The 17,112-nt window shown below is 62.6% G+C and carries 13 protein-coding genes and 2 pseudogenes; 4 read left to right on the top strand and 11 right to left on the bottom strand.

The annotated features are described in order from the left end of the window. The 3 genes and pseudogenes from ACBI99_RS45085 to ACBI99_RS45075 form a co-directional block, all read left to right on the top strand. Positions 1-111 (top strand): annotated as a pseudogene (locus tag ACBI99_RS45085) (IS5/IS1182 family transposase); the annotation flags it as partial. Positions 112-648: 537 nt separating this feature from the next. Beyond that, positions 649-1,020 (top strand): transposase, encoded by a 372-nt coding sequence (locus tag ACBI99_RS45080; protein WP_375075371.1) that lies wholly within the window; start codon positions 649-651, stop codon positions 1,018-1,020. 340 nt (positions 1,021-1,360) lie between these two features. Next, positions 1,361-1,930, top strand: a pseudogene (locus tag ACBI99_RS45075) (IS3 family transposase); the annotation flags it as partial. Between the two features lie 228 nt (positions 1,931-2,158). Here ACBI99_RS45075 and ACBI99_RS45070 read toward each other — a convergent pair. From ACBI99_RS45070 to ACBI99_RS45030, 9 genes are all read right to left on the bottom strand, one after another. Next, entirely contained in the window at positions 2,159-2,395 is a 237-nt protein-coding gene (locus ACBI99_RS45070; protein ID WP_375075370.1) for a hypothetical protein, read from the bottom strand. A 197-nt stretch (positions 2,396-2,592) separates the two neighbouring features. Further along, positions 2,593-4,056, bottom strand: coding sequence for a competence protein CoiA family protein (locus ACBI99_RS45065; RefSeq protein ID WP_375075369.1), 1,464 nt, complete (start codon positions 4,054-4,056; stop codon positions 2,593-2,595). A gap of 355 nt (positions 4,057-4,411) precedes the next feature. Then, entirely contained in the window at positions 4,412-4,909 is a 498-nt protein-coding gene (locus tag ACBI99_RS45060; protein WP_375075368.1) for a Pycsar system effector family protein, read from the bottom strand. Next, positions 4,906-6,285 (bottom strand): hypothetical protein, encoded by a 1,380-nt coding sequence (locus ACBI99_RS45055; protein WP_375075367.1) that lies wholly within the window; start codon positions 6,283-6,285, stop codon positions 4,906-4,908. The genes ACBI99_RS45060 and ACBI99_RS45055 overlap by 4 nt, the downstream gene beginning before the upstream one ends. A gap of 1 nt (position 6,286) precedes the next feature. Beyond that, a complete protein-coding gene (locus tag ACBI99_RS45050) occupies positions 6,287-7,594 on the bottom strand; it encodes an OmpA family protein (RefSeq protein WP_375075366.1) in 1,308 nt (435 codons plus the stop codon). Next, positions 7,591-8,385: a hypothetical protein gene (locus ACBI99_RS45045; protein ID WP_375075365.1), complete on the bottom strand. Its 795-nt coding sequence runs from the start codon at positions 8,383-8,385 to the stop codon at positions 7,591-7,593. The genes ACBI99_RS45050 and ACBI99_RS45045 overlap by 4 nt, the downstream gene beginning before the upstream one ends. A 98-nt stretch (positions 8,386-8,483) precedes the next feature. Continuing rightward, positions 8,484-10,655 (bottom strand): hypothetical protein, encoded by a 2,172-nt coding sequence (locus ACBI99_RS45040; RefSeq protein ID WP_375075364.1) that lies wholly within the window; start codon positions 10,653-10,655, stop codon positions 8,484-8,486. After that, positions 10,652-11,464, bottom strand: coding sequence for a hypothetical protein (locus tag ACBI99_RS45035; protein WP_375075363.1), 813 nt, complete (start codon positions 11,462-11,464; stop codon positions 10,652-10,654). Before ACBI99_RS45035 ends, ACBI99_RS45040 begins: the two co-directional genes overlap by 4 nt. 115 nt (positions 11,465-11,579) lie before the next feature. Then, the gene (locus ACBI99_RS45030; protein WP_375075362.1) at positions 11,580-12,287 is read right to left on the bottom strand and encodes a Crp/Fnr family transcriptional regulator; all 708 of its coding nucleotides are present in this window, start codon (positions 12,285-12,287) and stop codon (positions 11,580-11,582) included. Positions 12,288-12,604: 317 nt separating this feature from the next. Here ACBI99_RS45030 and ACBI99_RS45025 point away from each other — a divergent pair, with 317 nt between their 5' ends. Beyond that, positions 12,605-12,787 carry a helix-turn-helix domain-containing protein gene (locus ACBI99_RS45025; RefSeq protein WP_375075361.1) on the top strand — a complete coding sequence of 61 codons (183 nt, stop codon included), beginning with the start codon at positions 12,605-12,607 and terminating at the stop codon, positions 12,785-12,787. 678 nt (positions 12,788-13,465) lie between these two features. On the opposite strand, the gene ACBI99_RS45020 is transcribed toward ACBI99_RS45025, so the two are convergent. Both ACBI99_RS45020 and ACBI99_RS45015 read right to left on the bottom strand, forming a co-directional pair. Then, the gene (locus ACBI99_RS45020) at positions 13,466-14,776 is read right to left on the bottom strand and encodes a restriction endonuclease (protein WP_375075360.1); all 1,311 of its coding nucleotides are present in this window, start codon (positions 14,774-14,776) and stop codon (positions 13,466-13,468) included. A gap of 259 nt (positions 14,777-15,035) precedes the next feature. Beyond that, the gene (locus ACBI99_RS45015) at positions 15,036-16,766 is read right to left on the bottom strand and encodes an ATP-binding protein (protein ID WP_375075359.1); all 1,731 of its coding nucleotides are present in this window, start codon (positions 16,764-16,766) and stop codon (positions 15,036-15,038) included. Positions 16,767-17,112 lie beyond the last annotated feature (346 nt).

The raw sequence follows: 17,112 nt of genomic DNA, 5'->3' as shown, positions 1-17,112 counted from the left end.
AATGCGCAGCTGAAAACCTGGCGCGTCCTTCGCAAGCTACGGTGTTGCCCTCTTCTCGCAGGTCAGCTCGTCAAAGCCATCCTCGTTCTTCAACTCCGTGAAGCAGGATGAAAAGCGTTCAGTGCATTTGGCTGTAGTGGGGCACGCCAGGAGTCGTGCTCACGCATTTGGCGCGATCAGCCGCAAACGATCAGCAGCAGCCGGACATCGCCGGACACAAGAAGGCCATCAGCCAGCGCTTTCCCGGGTCAACCCTCTTTGTTGCTGCTGGACGATGGGGTCTCGGCTGGATGCAAACCTGCGGCACCCGCTTTAGGAGAGTGGTGGTTACTCCGCCCGGCTGGGCCGCTTGAGCTGGGCAAGCATCCTACACGGCGCGTGAGTCTTTCAAGATCACCTCGCATATATCCCCGGCCTTGTCTACGACCGCTAGAGCAACCACGTCATCCGGTGGCAAGATGGCCCGGTGTACGCCGAGATTGCGGGCCTGGATGACTACGGTCCTCGCCGACGACCTTCTTGAGTCGCACTTCTGCGTCACCGGTCTGTGTCGTGACCACGACGTTGTCATCGCCGGCCTCACCCTGCCCTACAGCTCCGGTGGGCTTCCCCTCGTAACGTGGAGACCGAGCCGAGAGAGGTTTGGTCGTGGCAGGAACCACGAGGCGTCGCTTTGATCCGGAGTTCCGGGCTGGGGCGGTGCGTATCGTCAAGGAGACCGGCAAACCCGTCGCGCACATCGCGCGGGACCTGGGTATCAACGAGTACACGCTGTACAACTGGGTGCAGATGGACCGGCACGCAACGGGGCAGGTCGGGCGGGACGGCAACGGAGGCGGCAAGCTGAAGGAGTCCGAGCAGGAGGAGCTGGCGCGACTGCGGCGGGAGAAGGCCGAGCTGGTCAAGCAGCACGCCAAAGACAAGACCGCCTGGGAGAAGGAGCGCGCCGAGCTGGAGGACGAGCGTGATGTCCTCAAACGATCCGTGGTCCTATGGGTCAAGGACTCGCTGAACCGATAACCGTGGTGGAGTTCATCGAGTCCCAAAGGGCCGAGTTTGGTGTCCCCCACACGATTTGTTTTCGTGCGCTGGGAGTATCGCCCTCGTGGTTCTACAAATGGAAGAACCGCAGGCCAACAGCTCGCCAAGAGCGGCGCGCCCGTCTCGGCGAGGAGATTGAATGGCACTTCGCCGCCTCCGGTGGCACCTACGGGTCGCCACGCATCAACCCAGGACCTGAGGGCCGAGGGCTGGAAGGTGTCGGAGAACACCGTGGCCAAGCGGATGGCCGAACTCGGCTTGGCCGGCCGCAGGCAGAAGAAGCCCCGTTCGCTGACCCGGCAGGGCAAGCGGGCCGGCCGCGCCGGATCTGGTGCGCCGGAAGTTCACCGCGGTCGCTGCGGATGTGCTGTGGGTCGGGGATGTCACGATGATCCGCACCGATGAGGGGCCGCTGTACTTGGCGTCGGCCGAGGACTTGTTCTCCCGCCGGCTGCTCGGCTATGCCATGTCGGAGCACCATGACGCGGCGCTGACGGTCGCCTCGCTGCAGATGGCCGTGGTCACGCGTGGCGGTGACGTGGACGGGGTGATCTTCCACTCCGATCGCGGCTCGGAGTACACAGCTGCCCGCTACCAGGCCGAATGCCGCAAGCACGGGGTGGTGCAGTCGATGGGCCGGGTCGGGTGTGCGCTCGACAACGGAGCCGCCGAGTCGCTCAACAGCATGCTGAAGGTCGAGTTCATATACCGGCACCACTTCCGTACCCGGGCGGAGGCCCGGCTGAAGATCGCGACCTGGATCGCGGACTTCTACAACCTCAAGCGCAGGCACAGTGCTAACGGCGGGCTGCCGCCTGTCACATTCGAGCGTCAGATGATCGAGAAGCGGCAAGCATCAACGGTCCTGCTCAGGGCCGCTGTGGCATAGGACCGTCTCCACGCTTTGAGGGGATTGACACCGGCCCCGTCGAAGGTCACGTTAACTGCATCTGAAACGATCAAGTGGCAGGTGTGCGGCCGTGCCAAGCATGACCCCTTCCGCGCCTTGTTGGCAGGCCAATGGCCTAACCTTACGGGATGCGTACCTGAGCCCGCATTGGCGCGCCACTGACACCTGTGAGGCTGAGTTGAAGGGGTGGAGTGGTCGACCGTCGTCTCAGCGCCATTTCGGTGGGAGTTCGATGGTCACTTCGCGGATGGCGGACTTGATGGTGATAGTGGTTTCGCCCCGTCCGATCGCCTTGTCGATCTTCTTTATCTCTGCCCAGGAGAATCCCTGTCGGCGGTACTTGTTCCGCTGGCTCGGCTTCATGTGGCGAATGTCGTCCTTGGCCACCGTGGTCATCCCGGGGTGCCATAAGCGTGCGGACCCTCGTGTCATCTTGGTCATCATGACCTTCTCCTGATCCCTTGAGGTTGAGGCCAGCTACTCAAGAGCCTAATCGGATCGACAAGGCTTGATCTGAGATCGTGAGAATGAATTACCCCTGTAACTGTGGTTCAGAGTGGGCCTCACGGCAGGTTTGGCGTTTTATCGGAGCGCAGCAGCTTACGCTCGGTTGGATAGTCGCTCAGGCAAAGAGACTGTCACTATCGCCCTCGTCCGAACTTACTCATGCTTTTCTTGCGGGCGGGAGTCAGCCACGCGCTGTACTCGCCATATTGGCGCAGTTCGTAGCCGAATTTGTCCGAGGGCGCCGACTTCAGCAGTCTTCCTAGCTGGTCGAGCAGCTCACGTCCTCTGTTTCGGTTGCCGACGCTGCGCGCTTGCTCTAGCCGCGTGATCGCTTTTGCAGCGGATTCACGTATGCGCATTTCCTCCCGCCGATCGAGTTGTGCGGTTGATTGGTCGACGGAGGCGAAAGTCGTGAGCGGCTCGCGCGCTTCAGGGGGAGTGACCTCTTCCTGATACGTCTTCATCGCATGTTGCTTTTCGAATACTCGTGGATGGATGTCGACGTGTGGAGTGAGTAGCGGGGTTTGTATCGCCGGTGCGAGTGCCAGCCCGCCGGAGTCGATGATCCAACGAGGTGTCAGCCGCTCAGGATCTATATTGGCTCGTATCGAGGCAGGTGCCATGATTTGATACAACTGGCCGAGAGCCAGCTCCGCGTAGGCGCAGGGGAGTACCACAACGGCATCGCCGATGCTGACTCCAGTACGCATTTGTACTTTTACGGGGAGCGACTGACTGTCGTTCTGGCTATTGCCTAAATGTTGCCAGGGGCCCGTCTTCGACGCCTTTGGTGTGACCACGAGTTCGGCTACATCGAGAGGGAAGCCGATAATGTTACTTTCGTTTGTGTCGGCCACTTGACCGGTGCCAATTAAGCTTGTATGTGGCCGGCGAACACGTTCAATTTCTGCTGTAGAGATTCCGGATTGTGTCAGCTGCCAGCCAGAGATGTCCTCCCATTCGATTGGCCGTCCTGGAAGTTGGACTGCGACAGATGCCCTTCGCGTGCTTCCTTGGGTTTCGCAGCGAACACGCAAGGCATACCCGTCTCGGTCGAGCGCGGCATGCGATGCACGGGACTTCGTGCCGAAGATCCACTGTACGACTCGCCCTCCGACACGAAGCTGACTGTCCCGGTCGTACCAACTGTGCTCGTTACCGACGAGTTGGACGGCAATCAGTGGCAGCTGTCGGGGTGGGGTGACGGTCAGCGCTGTGCAGTCGCCACCTAAGGCGAAGTCGTCGTCGATGGCAGGGGCACTGATGGGCTTCATTCCTAGGCCCATGAGCCACTTTGATAGCTCCTGGTGGATGTAGAGGTGATCGGCAGAGTCGACGCCAAGGTTGACGCGCCTGCACATATGAGCGGCTCGGTGTGCATGATGAGCAAAATGCGGAATCTTCACCTGGCCGATCCGGTCCATCAACTGTTTTCCGCAGCCGCCAAGGTGTGTTCCGCACCAGAACGTATTGCCCATCCGATCGTGGTGTTCCCGGAACCGGAGGGCTTCAGTCCGGTCGAGGGGCATAAGGATCGGGTCGTAGGAGCTCGCTCCGTTAAGAACGGCAGTCTGGACTCTTCGCGTATCTTCCTGCACGCCGGCATCACCTCACACTCATGCTGAAAGTATCGCAATCACGGCAGGGATGACAGATGTCTCGTAGCTGTTCCGTTGGAATCACAGAGGGCACGAGGTGAACGAAGCGTGCGGCAAGGCCAACGATGGCCCGCCGCTGGGAAGATGGCGGTGGAGGTACACGAACGCCTGGACTGGCTTTGCTCGATCGGCTTGTGTCATCTGACTCGACCGACTCCAGCTCGGCCGGATACGGATACAACCCTCCGAAGCTTTGTATCGCCGGGCCGTGCTATTTCGACTTCGCCGTAAGAAGTGATTAGACCCCCTCTACACGCAAAGGCTCACGGGCATTCGTCCGAGAGCCTTTGTCGATTCAGACGAGGAACGGCGACACCAGCCAGGCGGCGGCCGCGCTGGCGAGCGTCCAGACACCCACTTGGATCAGAAGATACTTCGTCCGGACCAGCCTGCTCATCGTGAAGATTTGGTCGGCCAGCGTATCCAACTCGGCTCGCGACGACCGTTCGAGCGCAGTGGCGAGGCTGTAGGGCGATTTCTGCCTCAGCGCGTCGCCATAGAAGCTCACCAGCGTGGCGGGTCGGCTGCTGCTGCCGCGCCTGGGATAGATCGCGGCCAGAAACAGCACGATGGCAGTGCAGGTCATGGCCGATCCACACCACCACAGCCACTGGCCGGAACCGAGGTCGTGCGGGCGCCAGCGCCCCGCGAATAGGCCGCCGAGCACCGCGCCGACCGCGACCGCGGTGGTGCCGAGCAGGATCGAGGCCTTGGTGTCCGCACGGGCCGCCTCTTCCCTGATCTCGCCCAGGATGCGCTGAGCATGAGCGGCGGATCGGCTCGGATCGGTCATCGGACCGTCTCTCCGCCAGGCGCGGACTGGGAGGCCGAAGAGACCGATGTGACGGTGGAGAGCTGGGCGATCCACTCTTCGCGCAGGATCCGCAGCTCCTCCTCCAGCGGGTCCGGGCGGAACCGCTGGAGGGCTTCCTCGACCTGGTGCAGCGCGCCGAACTCCGGCTCGGGGCCGATGACTCCGGCCAGCTCAGGCTGGACGCGGTCCCGGAGCGAGTTGCCCCGCTCTCCGTTGGAGAATGCCGGAGGAAGGCTGCCAGCCTTAGCGTGGAAGCCGCGAGCGTACATCATGAACTGGTAGGCCTCGCTGTACCGCTCGGAGATGCGGCTGATCAGATCGTCGCGCAGCGCACTCAGGTTGCTCCAGGCCACGCTGTGCCGCCTGACGTCGGCGCCGGCCTTGCGCACGCGGTGCTTGCTCGCCCTCCGGGCCTTGCGTAGCCGCCACCGGGCGTCGAATTCCTGGCTCGCGTACGCATCGTGCGCGGCGATCTTCAAGGCGAACGCGCAGAGTGTGAGTGTGACGATCAGGATCGTCACGAAATCCTGTGGCAGGGCGAGCTGGGTCACGTCACCTGCCTGCGCGGAGGTTGCGTTCGCCTCCCGGGTACGTTGCACCGCCCAGCTCGCGGCGACGAGCAGAAGCATGGCGGGCAGCAGCAGGAGGAACACCCAATAGCCGAGCCCGGCCAGGAAGCGGCCGAATCCGTACCGGGTCTTCTGGCGCTCGGCATGCAGGCGGACGGCGCGGTGCACTGGTCCTCCGAGCGTCGTGCCGGAGATGAGTAGGCCAACCGTCAGCGTGATCCCGGGCAGGAGAGTGAGGATCTCCTCCAGGCCGTTGATGTCGGAGTTCCCGATGAACTTCTGGAAGATGTTCCTGAAGTACCAGGTGTCGAAACCGCCGACGGCCACGATCGTGGGCCACACGATAATCCGCAACCAGAGCGGGCGCCGCGGCGTTCGCGTGGCGATCCGCGCTTCCCGCAACCGGCGTAGGTCCTGTGTAGCGTTGCCGAGCGCGCCGCCGCACACGATGGCCCGCAGATCCGCCAGGGAGGATTGCGCCTCGTGGTAGTTGCTGATCAGCCCGCCCCGCAGCGCATTTATCTGCTCAGCCTGCTGGCGTACGAGTTGCGAGGCCCGGTTCTTGGCGCTGAGCAGGGCATGCGACTCCAGGTTGTCCAGCTGCTCTGGCACCCGGGCGGGTGTTGTCTGGATGTACATGTCGAAGTTGCGCTGCCAGCAATCGCAGCCGTGGTGGCAGAGGTGGACAGGTTGCCGCGTGCCGCTCGCCGCGTCGTGGTCCTCGGCAGGGGGGACGATCCGGCCGTTGAGTGTCTCGTCGCCCGGATGGAAGTTGCCGTTGCTCATCCTATCCACGCACCTTGTACTTGATCTCCACTCTGCGGTTGCAGCTGCGGTCTGCCGGGCTTGTGCCCGCGCACTTCGGCGCCTTCTCGCCCATCCCCACGACACGCACGTGTCCCAGTCCGGCCTCCTTCAGCACCCTGCGCACCGCCTCGGCACGCCGTACAGACAGGTCTACGTTGTATGCCGGGTCGCCTTGGTCGTCGGTGTGTCCAAGGACCTCCAGCCACTCCGGCGCCTTCGGGATGACTTTGTTCGTGAAGGAGGCCAATGCCTTCAGCCCACGCGCCGATACCCGGTCGGAGTCGGTCGCGAACAGCAGGTCGCTGGGGAGCGTCTCCACCTGGACCGGGTTGGGAGGTTCCTCGACGCTCAAGAATTTGATCCTCCCGTCCTCGGGCCCGGCTGAGGCGGCGGTCTGCGAGCCCGCGGCGGCTGCCGCCGCGGACATAGGGCCAGGGCGGGAACCTGACTCGACGGTGCAACTCTGTGCGGAGCGGGTGGCCTGCGCGCACATGCCTGACCACAGGGTGCGGAGCCACTGCAGGTGGGGCTCTTGAGGTTCGGGATGTCCTTGCCCCACGGCTCCCACCCAGGGCAGACGGACCTCCCACCCCGTCAGATCGGGCACGGCCCTCTGAGCATCACAGGACCGGACGATGCGCGCGGCGTGCGCGACGTCTCGCATGGCGGTCTGGCGCAGGTCGGCGCAGCCGGTCGTGGCCAGTCCGTCGGTGACCACAATCAGAGTGTGCTGAGCCTCGGTGGTGCCGCGCTGCCCTACCCGGAAGGCGGCCATGACGTTGGTGCCCCGCTTGCCGGGATTCCGAGTGGCCCGGTCGACAAGTTCCCGCAGGCAGGCGCTCGTGTTCCCGGCGAATTCCGCCCTGTTGCGCTCGCCGCCGGTCATTCTGGGTAGATAGACGGGCGCACCCTGCCAGGCGATGCTCTCTCCGCCGTCGATCGCGCCGATCTTGATGACGGCTGGTGTGGGCAGCGACGGGATCAGCGACTTCTCCTGCGCGCCAAAGCTGATGGATCCGTCCTCTAGCGGTACGCCTCTGCCACCGAAGATCGCGGCATACCAGTCGGCGTTCTGGCGCGTCTCCGCGTCCCGCATGGAGTCGCTTCGGTCGATCACCACGACCAGTTCACGTGCCGTCGGGGTGTTGTCGCGCGACAGGCCACCAAGCGCGGTGCAGGCAGCGCCCGGCTTGGGCGCGGTGGTGATGGTGCGTGGTTCGTCGAAGAACGAGCACGCCGAGGCCAGGAGGACGCAGGCCAGCGCCGCAGCGCGCAGGGAAGCGCTCATCCCTGCTCCCAAGGCAACTGGGCAGACGGCTCGGGCAGGTGCACGCCGAGTTGTTGCAAGGCGATCCTGAGCGCGGTCTCACTGTCCTTGACGAGGTCGAACACGTTGACCGCTTGCTGAGCACTGACCACGCTGTTGACTACGTCGAGGAACCGCTGGGCTGCTTCGAGCCGCTCGCGCTCCATGACGCCCATGACGTCGGCCGCGTTGACGGGGTGCTCGGCCAGTCGTACGGCGTAACGGCTGCGCCAGTTTGCCTCGCTGTCTTCCAGGAACCGCAGCCAGAGGTCGCGCTCCTTGCCCAGTCGTGCCACCTGGGTCTTGGCGAGTTCGAACTGCGCATCGTCCTCCATCATCTTCCGGCCTATGCCGCGCTGGTGCTCCAGGACCTCCTCACTGAGCGACACCCACGCCTGTGCCGTGCACTTGATCATCACACTGTCGCAGTCGTGGATCGGAGCGAGGAACGCGGCGGTCAACGCCTCGTCGATGGCCTCCTCTGCCGCCTGCGGCAGATGTGCGGGGAACTTGCGCGCGGTGGCGCGTACGACGTTGTGGACGCGGCGGTGCGCCGCCCACCGTTTGGCGTCGATCTCGGCGTTCAGGTGCTGCTGGGAACTATCCGTCTTCGGCTGGGCGCACCAGGAGCACCACACCCTGATGGTGAAGGTCAGCGCGTCGCCGCGGGCGGGCGTCTCGATGACCAGCGGATCGTCCCACACATGCAGGCCCTCGCCGGGTAGGTGGTCGCACGGGCGTGGCGGCGGCTGCATGAAGCGGTGCGTGAGCATGATCGGGTTGTACGGTTCGTCTTCGGCGCACGTATGGGGGACAGCGGAGGGCGTGGGGTGGGGACGAAACCTTTTCCACAGTCGGCGTAGGACACCCATCAAGTGGTACCGCCTTTCATGTAGTTGTGAAGGTGCTTGCTCAGGCCGGCACTGGTCGTGCCGGTATGGAACCAGTGGTGTAGATGGAGGCGGAGTGGCCCGCGCAGGTCGGTTGTGCTGCTGGCGAAGACCCGCTCGATGACAGAGCGGCGGCGATGGGGAGCGCTGTCCCAGCTGGACACCCAGACGCCGAACGCGGTCCACGCCTCGTGTACCGGAGGGCTCACCGCGTGCCGCAGGTTGCGCGAGCTCAGCCCGCAGGCCAGCGCGTTGAGCCAGACGCTGACGAGGTGCTGCTCGGTTTCTGGCCACGACTCCTCGCCGAGCTCGTCCAGCCGCAGTCGGTCGTGCCGGTCGTCATCTGTCGTGGCCAGGCGTGTCAGGGCGAGGGCGGCGATGCGGCGAAGGCCGGCGTGACTGGTCACGCTCCAGTCGGCGAGTTCCTTGACGATGGTGGGCGCGGTGCCCGTCGTGCATACGTCGGTGAGCGAGCGTGCGATGGCGTCGTGCAGGTGTCTCTCTCGGGGCGAGGACTTCATCGCCATCCACTGGAAGGCTTCGAGCGCCTCGTCGATCCTGTCGATACCGATGCGGGAGCCGTACGCCCGCGCCGCCGTACGGCGGGTGGTCGTGGTTCGCAGCCAGCCGCCCAGGCAGTCGAGGACCTGTCGGGATGGGTTGTCCGCGTACGCCGCCTCCAGCGCCCACGCGGCCAACCATGACTCGTTCTGCCGCCTGGACCGGCTCCATCGGCGGAGGAACTCGGTCTCGACCATCTTGAAGTCGTAGGCCGAGATTCGGCCTATTGCGTGCGCTGCCTTGATGCGCACGTCCCGGTCGGGGTGTCCGGAGAGCTGAGTCAGCCAGGTGAGGACGGGATCGCGGATGCTCTGCCCTTCCTGCCAGATCACTTCCAGGATGGCGGCGGCAAGTCGCGGCCTGCGCAGGCAGACTCGCGTGGTGTTCTCCCCTGAGCTGCAGTCGGCCTGTGCGAACTGCAGCCACTCGGGCAGCCATTCCCACGACGGGGGGCCGGTGTTTTTCTGGGGCGCTGGCGATGGATGCACCAGCTCCCCCAGCAGGGCCGCGGCTCGCGAGACTGTGACTAGGGGTAGCTCGTTCAGCACCGCCGCGCTGATCAGGAAGCAGCGCCTATGCAGGGTGGCCTCGTCATCGACCAGCAGCTCCTTGGCCACCTGCCGCAGCGCGTTCGGAAGCCCCGAGACGACCTCCGCCGTGGTGCCACCATCGGCCAAAATCATGGCCGACTCCCTGGCCAGGGTGGCGCTCTCGCCGGGAGGGCGGTCCTCGCCCGCGATGTGTCTGAGCTCTTCCAGCATCGAGGGGGAGTAGGAGAGGCCCAGCTTGTCTAGTTGCCAGACGAGCCAGCTCTTGAATACCTCACGTGGATCGGGAGGCTGATGATTGATCGAGGAATGCCCAGGCAGGCCGTCCGGATCGGTCAGGACGACGAAGCGGCCACACAGCTCGTCCGCCAGGGATTCGAGATGGCGCACCACTTCGCGCTGATCGTGCCGGGTCCATGCTGCGCCCGTTGCGTCAAGCACGTAGCTGGCGTGCTTCTGCAACCGCGCCGCGTCCATCTGGACCAGGTCGCCACGGACTGTGAGCGTTCCATAGCTTCGGACCAGCCCTTCATATGCTCCCTCGCTCGCCCATTGCCCCAGCGCGGCCAACGCGGTCCAGTGCCTGCCGCTGTTCGGTTGTCCCTTCATGACCGCGACCCGCTCCATGGCGAGCCGGTTCACCAGGTCCCGGTAGGATGAAACCTCGACGTGGGTGTGGCCGACCTGCCGGACCTCTTCGCTGCTCAGCAGATACGACCTGACAAGCCCCGTTTGCCCCAGCCCGATGTTGATGTCACCGTTATGGGTTTCGAAGAGTGCGCTGTCCATGATGCGGTGCGACGACCCCCGGACGAGCGTACGTAGGTTCCCCTCTCGCACGCGGCGCTCGGCGTCCTCGTCCGCGAGCTGCTGGCCGAGCGGTTTCGCGTCGTCGTCGCCCTCCTCATCGTCCACGGGGACATGCGGTGCCTTCTCCTCCAGGGCCGCAGGAGGGATGGGTTGACCGGCGGCGGCTTCGGTAGCTGCGGGAGAATCCGGCTCCTCGGCTGTGCCCTTCTCGGGAAGGGAGGCCGAATCGCTCATCTGGGCCCACCCAAATTGATGTCGCCGATGCGGATATCGCCCGAGTGCGTCTCGTTCACATTGGAGCCGGTGATTGTATGGGCGGAGCCATAGACGATCTTTCTCGGCTCACTGCTTGGCGGTTCGGCCGAGGTCGCGCCCGCACGCCGCGGACCCCTGTCTTCGTGCGGTAGAGCAGGGATGTCGTTGAACGGATCGAGCTCATGGATCCTGAATAGGTCGCAGTTGGGCACGTACAGGTAGGCGAGGTACCGGTTCTCCTTCACCGCAACGCGCACCTGCCGAAACCTGGCCGGGCTGAGCGCCCCGTACCCGTCAGTGAGGTAGTCGTTGAAGACCCGCTCGGAGACGATCATCGCCAGGTCCGCACCGTGGCAGCACGCCAGCGCCACCCGCAGCGCCTCGGCGTCGACCAGCCGGTTGACCTGTACGGCGTGCGAGCCCGGGATCCCAGTGGCGCCGTCCGTTCTAACCGGCCCCTCGTGCAGGGACACCCTGAGCCGGATCGAGGTCCACGGCGGCGGCAGTGGCCGGCGGTTGCGGGTGCCGAGAAGGACGTTGAGCTCTTGGATGAACGCCTCGGCCAGCTCGCCGATCGGGGTGTCGGCGGGCAGTACCGCGAACGCGCCGTCTCCCGACCACTGGGTCGCCCACGCGGTGAGGTCGAGCCCCGCCTCGCGCGCCGCGGTCTCCAGCAGGAGCCTGAGACTCCCCTGCGCCTCGTGCTGCTGCGCTTCGTTCCGATCGCTGTAGTTTTCGATGTCGATAGACATCATTGGGTGAATTTTTCGCATGCGGGAATCACGCATCCGTACCTCCTGGAAAGCTGCGTGAGTGGGATGACGAGCACCCTGTCACAAGATGGGTTGACGAAAGCCGCCAAAAGTCGTCTTCGTAGAAGACTGCAAAAAGTCTTGTATGAAACTATTGGGCGATATCTGCGAAGTTTGCCAGCTCGGTAAGGTTCAAGATGAGCACCTTGCGGCGTCCAGTTTCAACGAGCCCTCTGGCCGAGAGCTGTCGCAGCGCACGCTGCACCGAGTCCTTGTTGGCGCCGATCAGCGCGCCGTATTCCGCGTGGGACAGTCGCACGCCAACGTCGGTGGCGCCTGCCAGCCTGTGCCCGTGCTGCCCAGCAAGCTCGATGAGCGCCCGGGCCAGCCGTACGTCCACGTCGTAGCCGGTGAAGTCGAGCCGCCGGCGGTTGGCTTGCCGCAAGCGCTCCCCGAGCAGCTGGTTCATGGCCACCGCTGCGGAGGGATGCTGATGCAGAAATTCCATGAACGCCGATCCGGCGACGTGGCTGATCAACGATCGGCGGCAGGCTGTGACCGACGCGAATCTGGTGGTGTTGTCGAGCACTGCCATCTCGCCGATGATGTCTCCGCTTACCCGGATGGCGACGAGCGTCTCGGCACCATTCTCCACGCCCGCGGTGACCGCAACCACGGAATCCAGCAAGACGAGGACGGCGTCGCCTGCGGCCCCCTGACGGATGAGAGTATCGCCGGCCGGATGTGATCGATGGACGCCAAGGTCCAGCAGTATGCGGCGGTCGGTAATCGGCAGGCGGGCAAGAAACGTCCCTACTGGCCAGCCACGGTTTGCCCATGGACTTCGTTGAACTGTCACGCTGTCTCCCGCCGCGTGTTTTGCGGGCAAGGTAGCCGTTTGGGTGGGGATCGCCGCCCGAGTGACGGAAGCATTTTTACCACAACAGGAGAATCTTCTGTTGTTCGATAATAGGGATTAATGTCCTATTTTACGCATATTCGGGCAGGTCAACTATCGGATGTACTGCAGGAGATGTGAATAAGTAACATATTTCTTGCCGTATGGATACATCGGGAGATCGCGATTATAAATCAGCACATAAGTCTCCTTTTCGACAATCTGTGTGAACTTGCATCAAACCGGCCACATGGGGGTAATGGCGCTCACTCCGGCCGGTGGACGACGAGCACATGCGCTATCGGCGAGCGATGATCTTGCTGGCCTCGGCCGGCGGCAACACCGTGCCGGTCATCGCCCGCCAGGCCGATGAAGACACCGTGCGGGATGTCACTAACCGCTTCAACGAGATCGGGCTGGCCTGCCTGACCCTTAGTAGGCGGGAGGCTGTTTCCGCCTGACCAGTCCTGACGACGCAGAGATCCTTGCCCAGACGGCCAACACCGACCGGCCAAGCTCGGTCAGCCCTTCACCTGCTGGTCTATTCGTGAACTACTCGCCTACCTGCATCGCCTGTCCGGCCGCTCCGTCACAATCGGTCGGGACGCCCTACACGCTCTGCTGAGCCGCTGTGGCATCACATTTACACGCCGCCACCCTTGGCCCTCGCTGGTGCGGCTCACTCTTGCGAAAAAAGATCGCAACGAGAACAACCCTGAACGGCACGCTTCCCCCGTCGGTCCTACCGGGCTCGCAACGGCGGGAAAGGTGAACCCATCCACCGCGTCCATTGCGACCAGCTGCACATCATCATGACCTCAGTCTGTGGGCGTCAGGACGACCTCCTTGAAGCAGGACGTCTCACACCCCGCAACCCGGACGTTGACATCGACGTCATCGGATTGAGCAGTCAAGGTTGTCGGGGTAACGAAAAGTCCTTGGACGACGTCCCTCGTAGCCGTCGTTTCATGATTACCTCGCCGCCCGCACTTCACCGCAGTGTGGACATGGGAGGAACTGGTGATGGGGAGGCTCCACGACATCACCTGGAAGGACTGGTTGATCCCGGATGCTCGGCAGTCCGGCAGCGCCAGGTCAGTCCCTACAGGGACGTAGGGAAGGACTGTAAGTTTTGCTTACTACGCATGTGGTGACGGCTTGGTTGGCACGGATTGTTTCAGATGGTGGAGCCATTTTTCGACCAGACTGGCTTGAGTAGGGGAGAGTCCTGCGGGAGGTTCAGTCCGGAGTCGGGCACGCAGCTGCGCTCGTGTCAGGGATAGAGCAAGGTCCTGGATCTCCTGAGCTCCTGCAATGCGGCTTGTGAATACGTCATAAAGAAAATCGGCGTTTGGAGTCTCCAACAACTGCCTGCCGGTGAGGGTAAGGCTCATGTGCCCGTTCTCGATGTCGACCAGGCCGAGGGAAACTAGAACGCGCGACCGCCGACGTGCCTCGTCGGAGCGGGTGATAGTTGGGAAGTGCTGTTTGAAACTGGCGATGTAGTCGTCCCAGGTCGGCTGGCCGTCAGCGAGTGAGGTCATGGTCACGATGGAATCCAGGAGACAACCGTCGCGCTCCGAGGGCATCTTTCCGATGTAGTAGCGGCGCTGGGCGCTGCCAGATAGCCGCGAGGGGATGATCTGAGCGGTGCTCTCGGCCCTACCCGTGATAGTAGCCAGGGCGTTTAGGTCGAGGGAAAGTAGCGAGAGACGCGAGGCCTGGACTCCAATCCCGTGTTCTGTAAGCAGGTCGGCTAGCAGGTTACCGTCGATGAGGTGGATGGGAGTAAGGCGGTTGCTCAGCGCCTCACGAGGAGCGTCTTTCGTGTACTTCCCGGTCGTAACGATGATGCCTTGGGTTCCAGGCGGAAGTGTGCCTCGGAGTTCCCTCACCTCCTTGACTGTTACCGGCTTTGTCCATCGCTTGACTTGGATCGAGGCCGGGACTGTCATCACGCCGCCTCCGACGAGGGTGGCGTGCACATCGACGCCTCCATCCCTGGAGTGCCTAGTCACCACCGCGTCCTCGTACTTCATCGCTGTGAACAGCGCTGCAACGATGTGCTCGAAAACCTCTGGAGGAACTTCTCTCAGCTGATCAAGCAGCAGCTTCTTTACCTGTTCGTTCTCTTGCTCGATAGCCTGTTCAGCCTTATTGCCTGGTGGCCGGAGGCGCACAGAACGACCTGACATGGAGAAGTGCTGCCGATAGCCGCGGGCGGAACGCAATCTGTCATCTCGCAATAGCGTCTCGAGCAACTGTTCCTCCTCGAGTGTGCTGCTGGTCGTCTGCGCATCACCTAGCTCCCTCAAGATGCGCTCCAGCTCCAGCGGCCCGCCGTTGTGCTTACGGAGGATGTTGTAAACGCGGTAAGAGGTGAGCTGTCCAGGTGTGGCGAGGAGCGCGGCGGCGAGGTTCAACGAAGAATGAGGGGTCTTCTGCGGCATGGTCCGTATGCTTCCTGATGCGTGTGACAGTTTAGAACAGATGCATGCTCGTTAGGCGGCAGGAGTAGCGACAGTAGATGTTGTCTATGGCTAGAGGGCGGGCGTAACCCTTATAAAGTACGTGCCTCTTTTATGCTCGCTCCAGGCTTGCCAAGCTCATCACTCAATGAGGCTTTATTGCGATGAGCTGTAGCGAAATGCAATGTAGAGCTCTGGCCTGACTGCTTAATGATTCGGTCAGGCCAGAGCCGGGCGACTTCTAAAGGACGTCCTTGACCTTGCCTAGTAGGGAGTCGAGGAACATGCCCCAGTAGTCACGAAGCTGCTCGTACTGCTCGTGAGGATCCTCGTGCATGGCCTCGGCCCTGCCGTATGCGATGAGGAGGAGGGTGAGCGCTTCGATGGCGCGGCGCGAGGTCTTGATGGCCTGTTCAGGGCTGACAGATGAGGCATTGGCGTGGGCGATGCTCGACAATGGCTCCCACATCTCCCGATAGAATCGGTGTCGTGTGTTGAGTCGGATGATCACTTTGCCTCCGACATGCTGGACATCCATGAACTGCTTGCCAGGAAAATTGACCGATTCGATGATGAACGGCAATTCCTGCACCTGGGCGGTGTAGTCAGCTTTGGCCTGATCATCGGCATCCGCACCGAGAACATCCAATGCCAGGACCTCGAATGCCTGTTGTGGTTCGACGTCGGTCTTTGCTTGAGGAGTTGGAAGCGTTCGTGCGGCGTCGGCTGCGGCTTGGTTGATCTCGCGGTGCTCACCTGCGTGGTCCTTGCGTTCCCGAGCTACCTCACCCCACCGATCCTCTAGCCGGTCTCGAGCCGTCTTGACGTGGCGCTTGAGAGCGATACGAAGCTTGTCCCGTAGTTCGTCGTGCGGCTCGAAGCCGCGCTTGACGTTTCGCACACCGAAGTAGGAATCGAGTTCAGGCGTGAAGGATACCTCGATGCCGATGAATCGGTCCGGCTCGTCCACGCGACGACCGAAGATCATGGGGACGTTGGTGTAACTGATTTCCCGGTCCATCCGCATAAAGCTGATGCAGCCCTCGTTCTCCGGGATACGCAGCTTTTTGGCGAGGTCGTCACCGCCGAGACCTCGCTTACGGGTAGCGGCCCTGGGGTAAAGCGTAACGGTCAGGTACGCGGTGTGGTTGCCGATCTTGATGGGTTCCCTGGCGATTAGTTCTGCCTCGAAGTCGGATTCAGAGATCTTAAGGTGGAGTCGCGATCCCTCCCCAGTCTGATAGTAGTCGCGGAGCTGCTGTTCAGCCCAGGTGTCGCGCATCATAAAGAGAGGGTCATGCGCGAGTAGATTCCTTCCGTTGACCTCGATGTGCCGGCCGTCGTTGAGAAAGATGCGGAAGATCCGCGCGATCTCTTTTTCGGCTTCCAGGCGGAGGTTGTTGAAGTCTTTGGCGCGACGGCCTTCTTCGAGCCGGTCGACCTTCGACCAGATAACCAGGGTTCCGGTTCCCTTTGGGAGGACGTCACTGAAGTCGTTGGGGACTGGCTTCACTTCGGGGTCATCGACGCCGATGGTCGATCCGTTCCCGTTCTGTTCGTCTGCGATCGCCTCATCGAGATCGAAGTACACGTGTTGCCACGACCCATTGGCGTCTGTTCGTGACCAGACATCGATGCGCTTGCCGAAGTTCAAGGCGGCGAGCTTAGCGCCGACACCGTATTTTCCGATCGTGTCGGTACGCATGTATCGGGTGGAGTATCCGATCTGCAGATAGTGATGGAGAGTATGCGTGTCCATGCCGGTGCCGTCATCAGAGAACACGATCCGGTGGACGTAACTCTTCTTGGAACGACCTCCCGGAGGTGCCTCATCCATACGGACAAGGATATTGTTCGCTCCTGCTTCGAGCGAGTTGTCGATCACTTCACCGATGGCGGCGGCGAGGCTGTAGCCCGAGTCGCGTAGCGATTGAAGCGCTTGCCCCGTGAGGACTACCGGAATTTTGGCCATTTTTACTCCATGAGAGATTATGCGGATACTCTGCTGCTGTCGCTAATGTTGCGGTCGAATGCCCTGGTTAGCGCCTTATCCGTGTTGGGTACGCAGAACGGGCACTTGATGGAGGAGTTGATAGGCGCGGCCGGGTGGATCTTGTTAATGAGCTGGTTGTTGTGCCGGTGGAATATGTGCGCTTCAAGGACGTATGCGTGCTGGGCGGTCGCGGCGAACTCCCAAGTCACGTGTGTGGCAGCTCGAAGGTGATTGTGCCTGGATAGCCGTTGGCGCAGGCAACGATCTGATCGGCCGACGTAGACGGGCGTGTCGCCTTGGAGCAGCATGTATACTCCGATGCTTC

It is taken from the genome of Nonomuraea sp. ATR24, from assembly GCF_041950485.1.
GTDB classification, from domain to species: Bacteria; Actinomycetota; Actinomycetes; order Streptosporangiales; family Streptosporangiaceae; genus Nonomuraea; species Nonomuraea ceibae.
This window is presented reverse-complemented; position numbering and strand designations above follow the sequence as displayed.

Bases quoted from the DNA above. Each gene is read 5' to 3' on its own strand.
- ACBI99_RS45050 (WP_375075366.1), bottom strand. From the start codon at position 7,594: ATGAGCGCTTCCCTGCGCGCTGCGGCGCTGGCCTGCGTCCTCCTGGCC.
- ACBI99_RS45035 (WP_375075363.1), bottom strand. From the start codon at position 11,464: ATGCGTGATTCCCGCATGCGAAAAATTCACCCAATGATGTCTATCGAC.
- ACBI99_RS45060 (WP_375075368.1), bottom strand. From the start codon at position 4,909: ATGACCGATCCGAGCCGATCCGCCGCTCATGCTCAGCGCATCCTGGGC.
- ACBI99_RS45070 (WP_375075370.1), bottom strand. From the start codon at position 2,395: ATGATGACCAAGATGACACGAGGGTCCGCACGCTTATGGCACCCCGGG.
- ACBI99_RS45055 (WP_375075367.1), bottom strand. From the start codon at position 6,285: ATGAGCAACGGCAACTTCCATCCGGGCGACGAGACACTCAACGGCCGG.
- ACBI99_RS45040 (WP_375075364.1), bottom strand. From the start codon at position 10,655: ATGAGCGATTCGGCCTCCCTTCCCGAGAAGGGCACAGCCGAGGAGCCG.
- ACBI99_RS45020 (WP_375075360.1), bottom strand. From the start codon at position 14,776: ATGCCGCAGAAGACCCCTCATTCTTCGTTGAACCTCGCCGCCGCGCTC.
- ACBI99_RS45045 (WP_375075365.1), bottom strand. From the start codon at position 8,385: ATGCTCACGCACCGCTTCATGCAGCCGCCGCCACGCCCGTGCGACCAC.
- ACBI99_RS45015 (WP_375075359.1), bottom strand. From the start codon at position 16,766: ATGGCCAAAATTCCGGTAGTCCTCACGGGGCAAGCGCTTCAATCGCTA.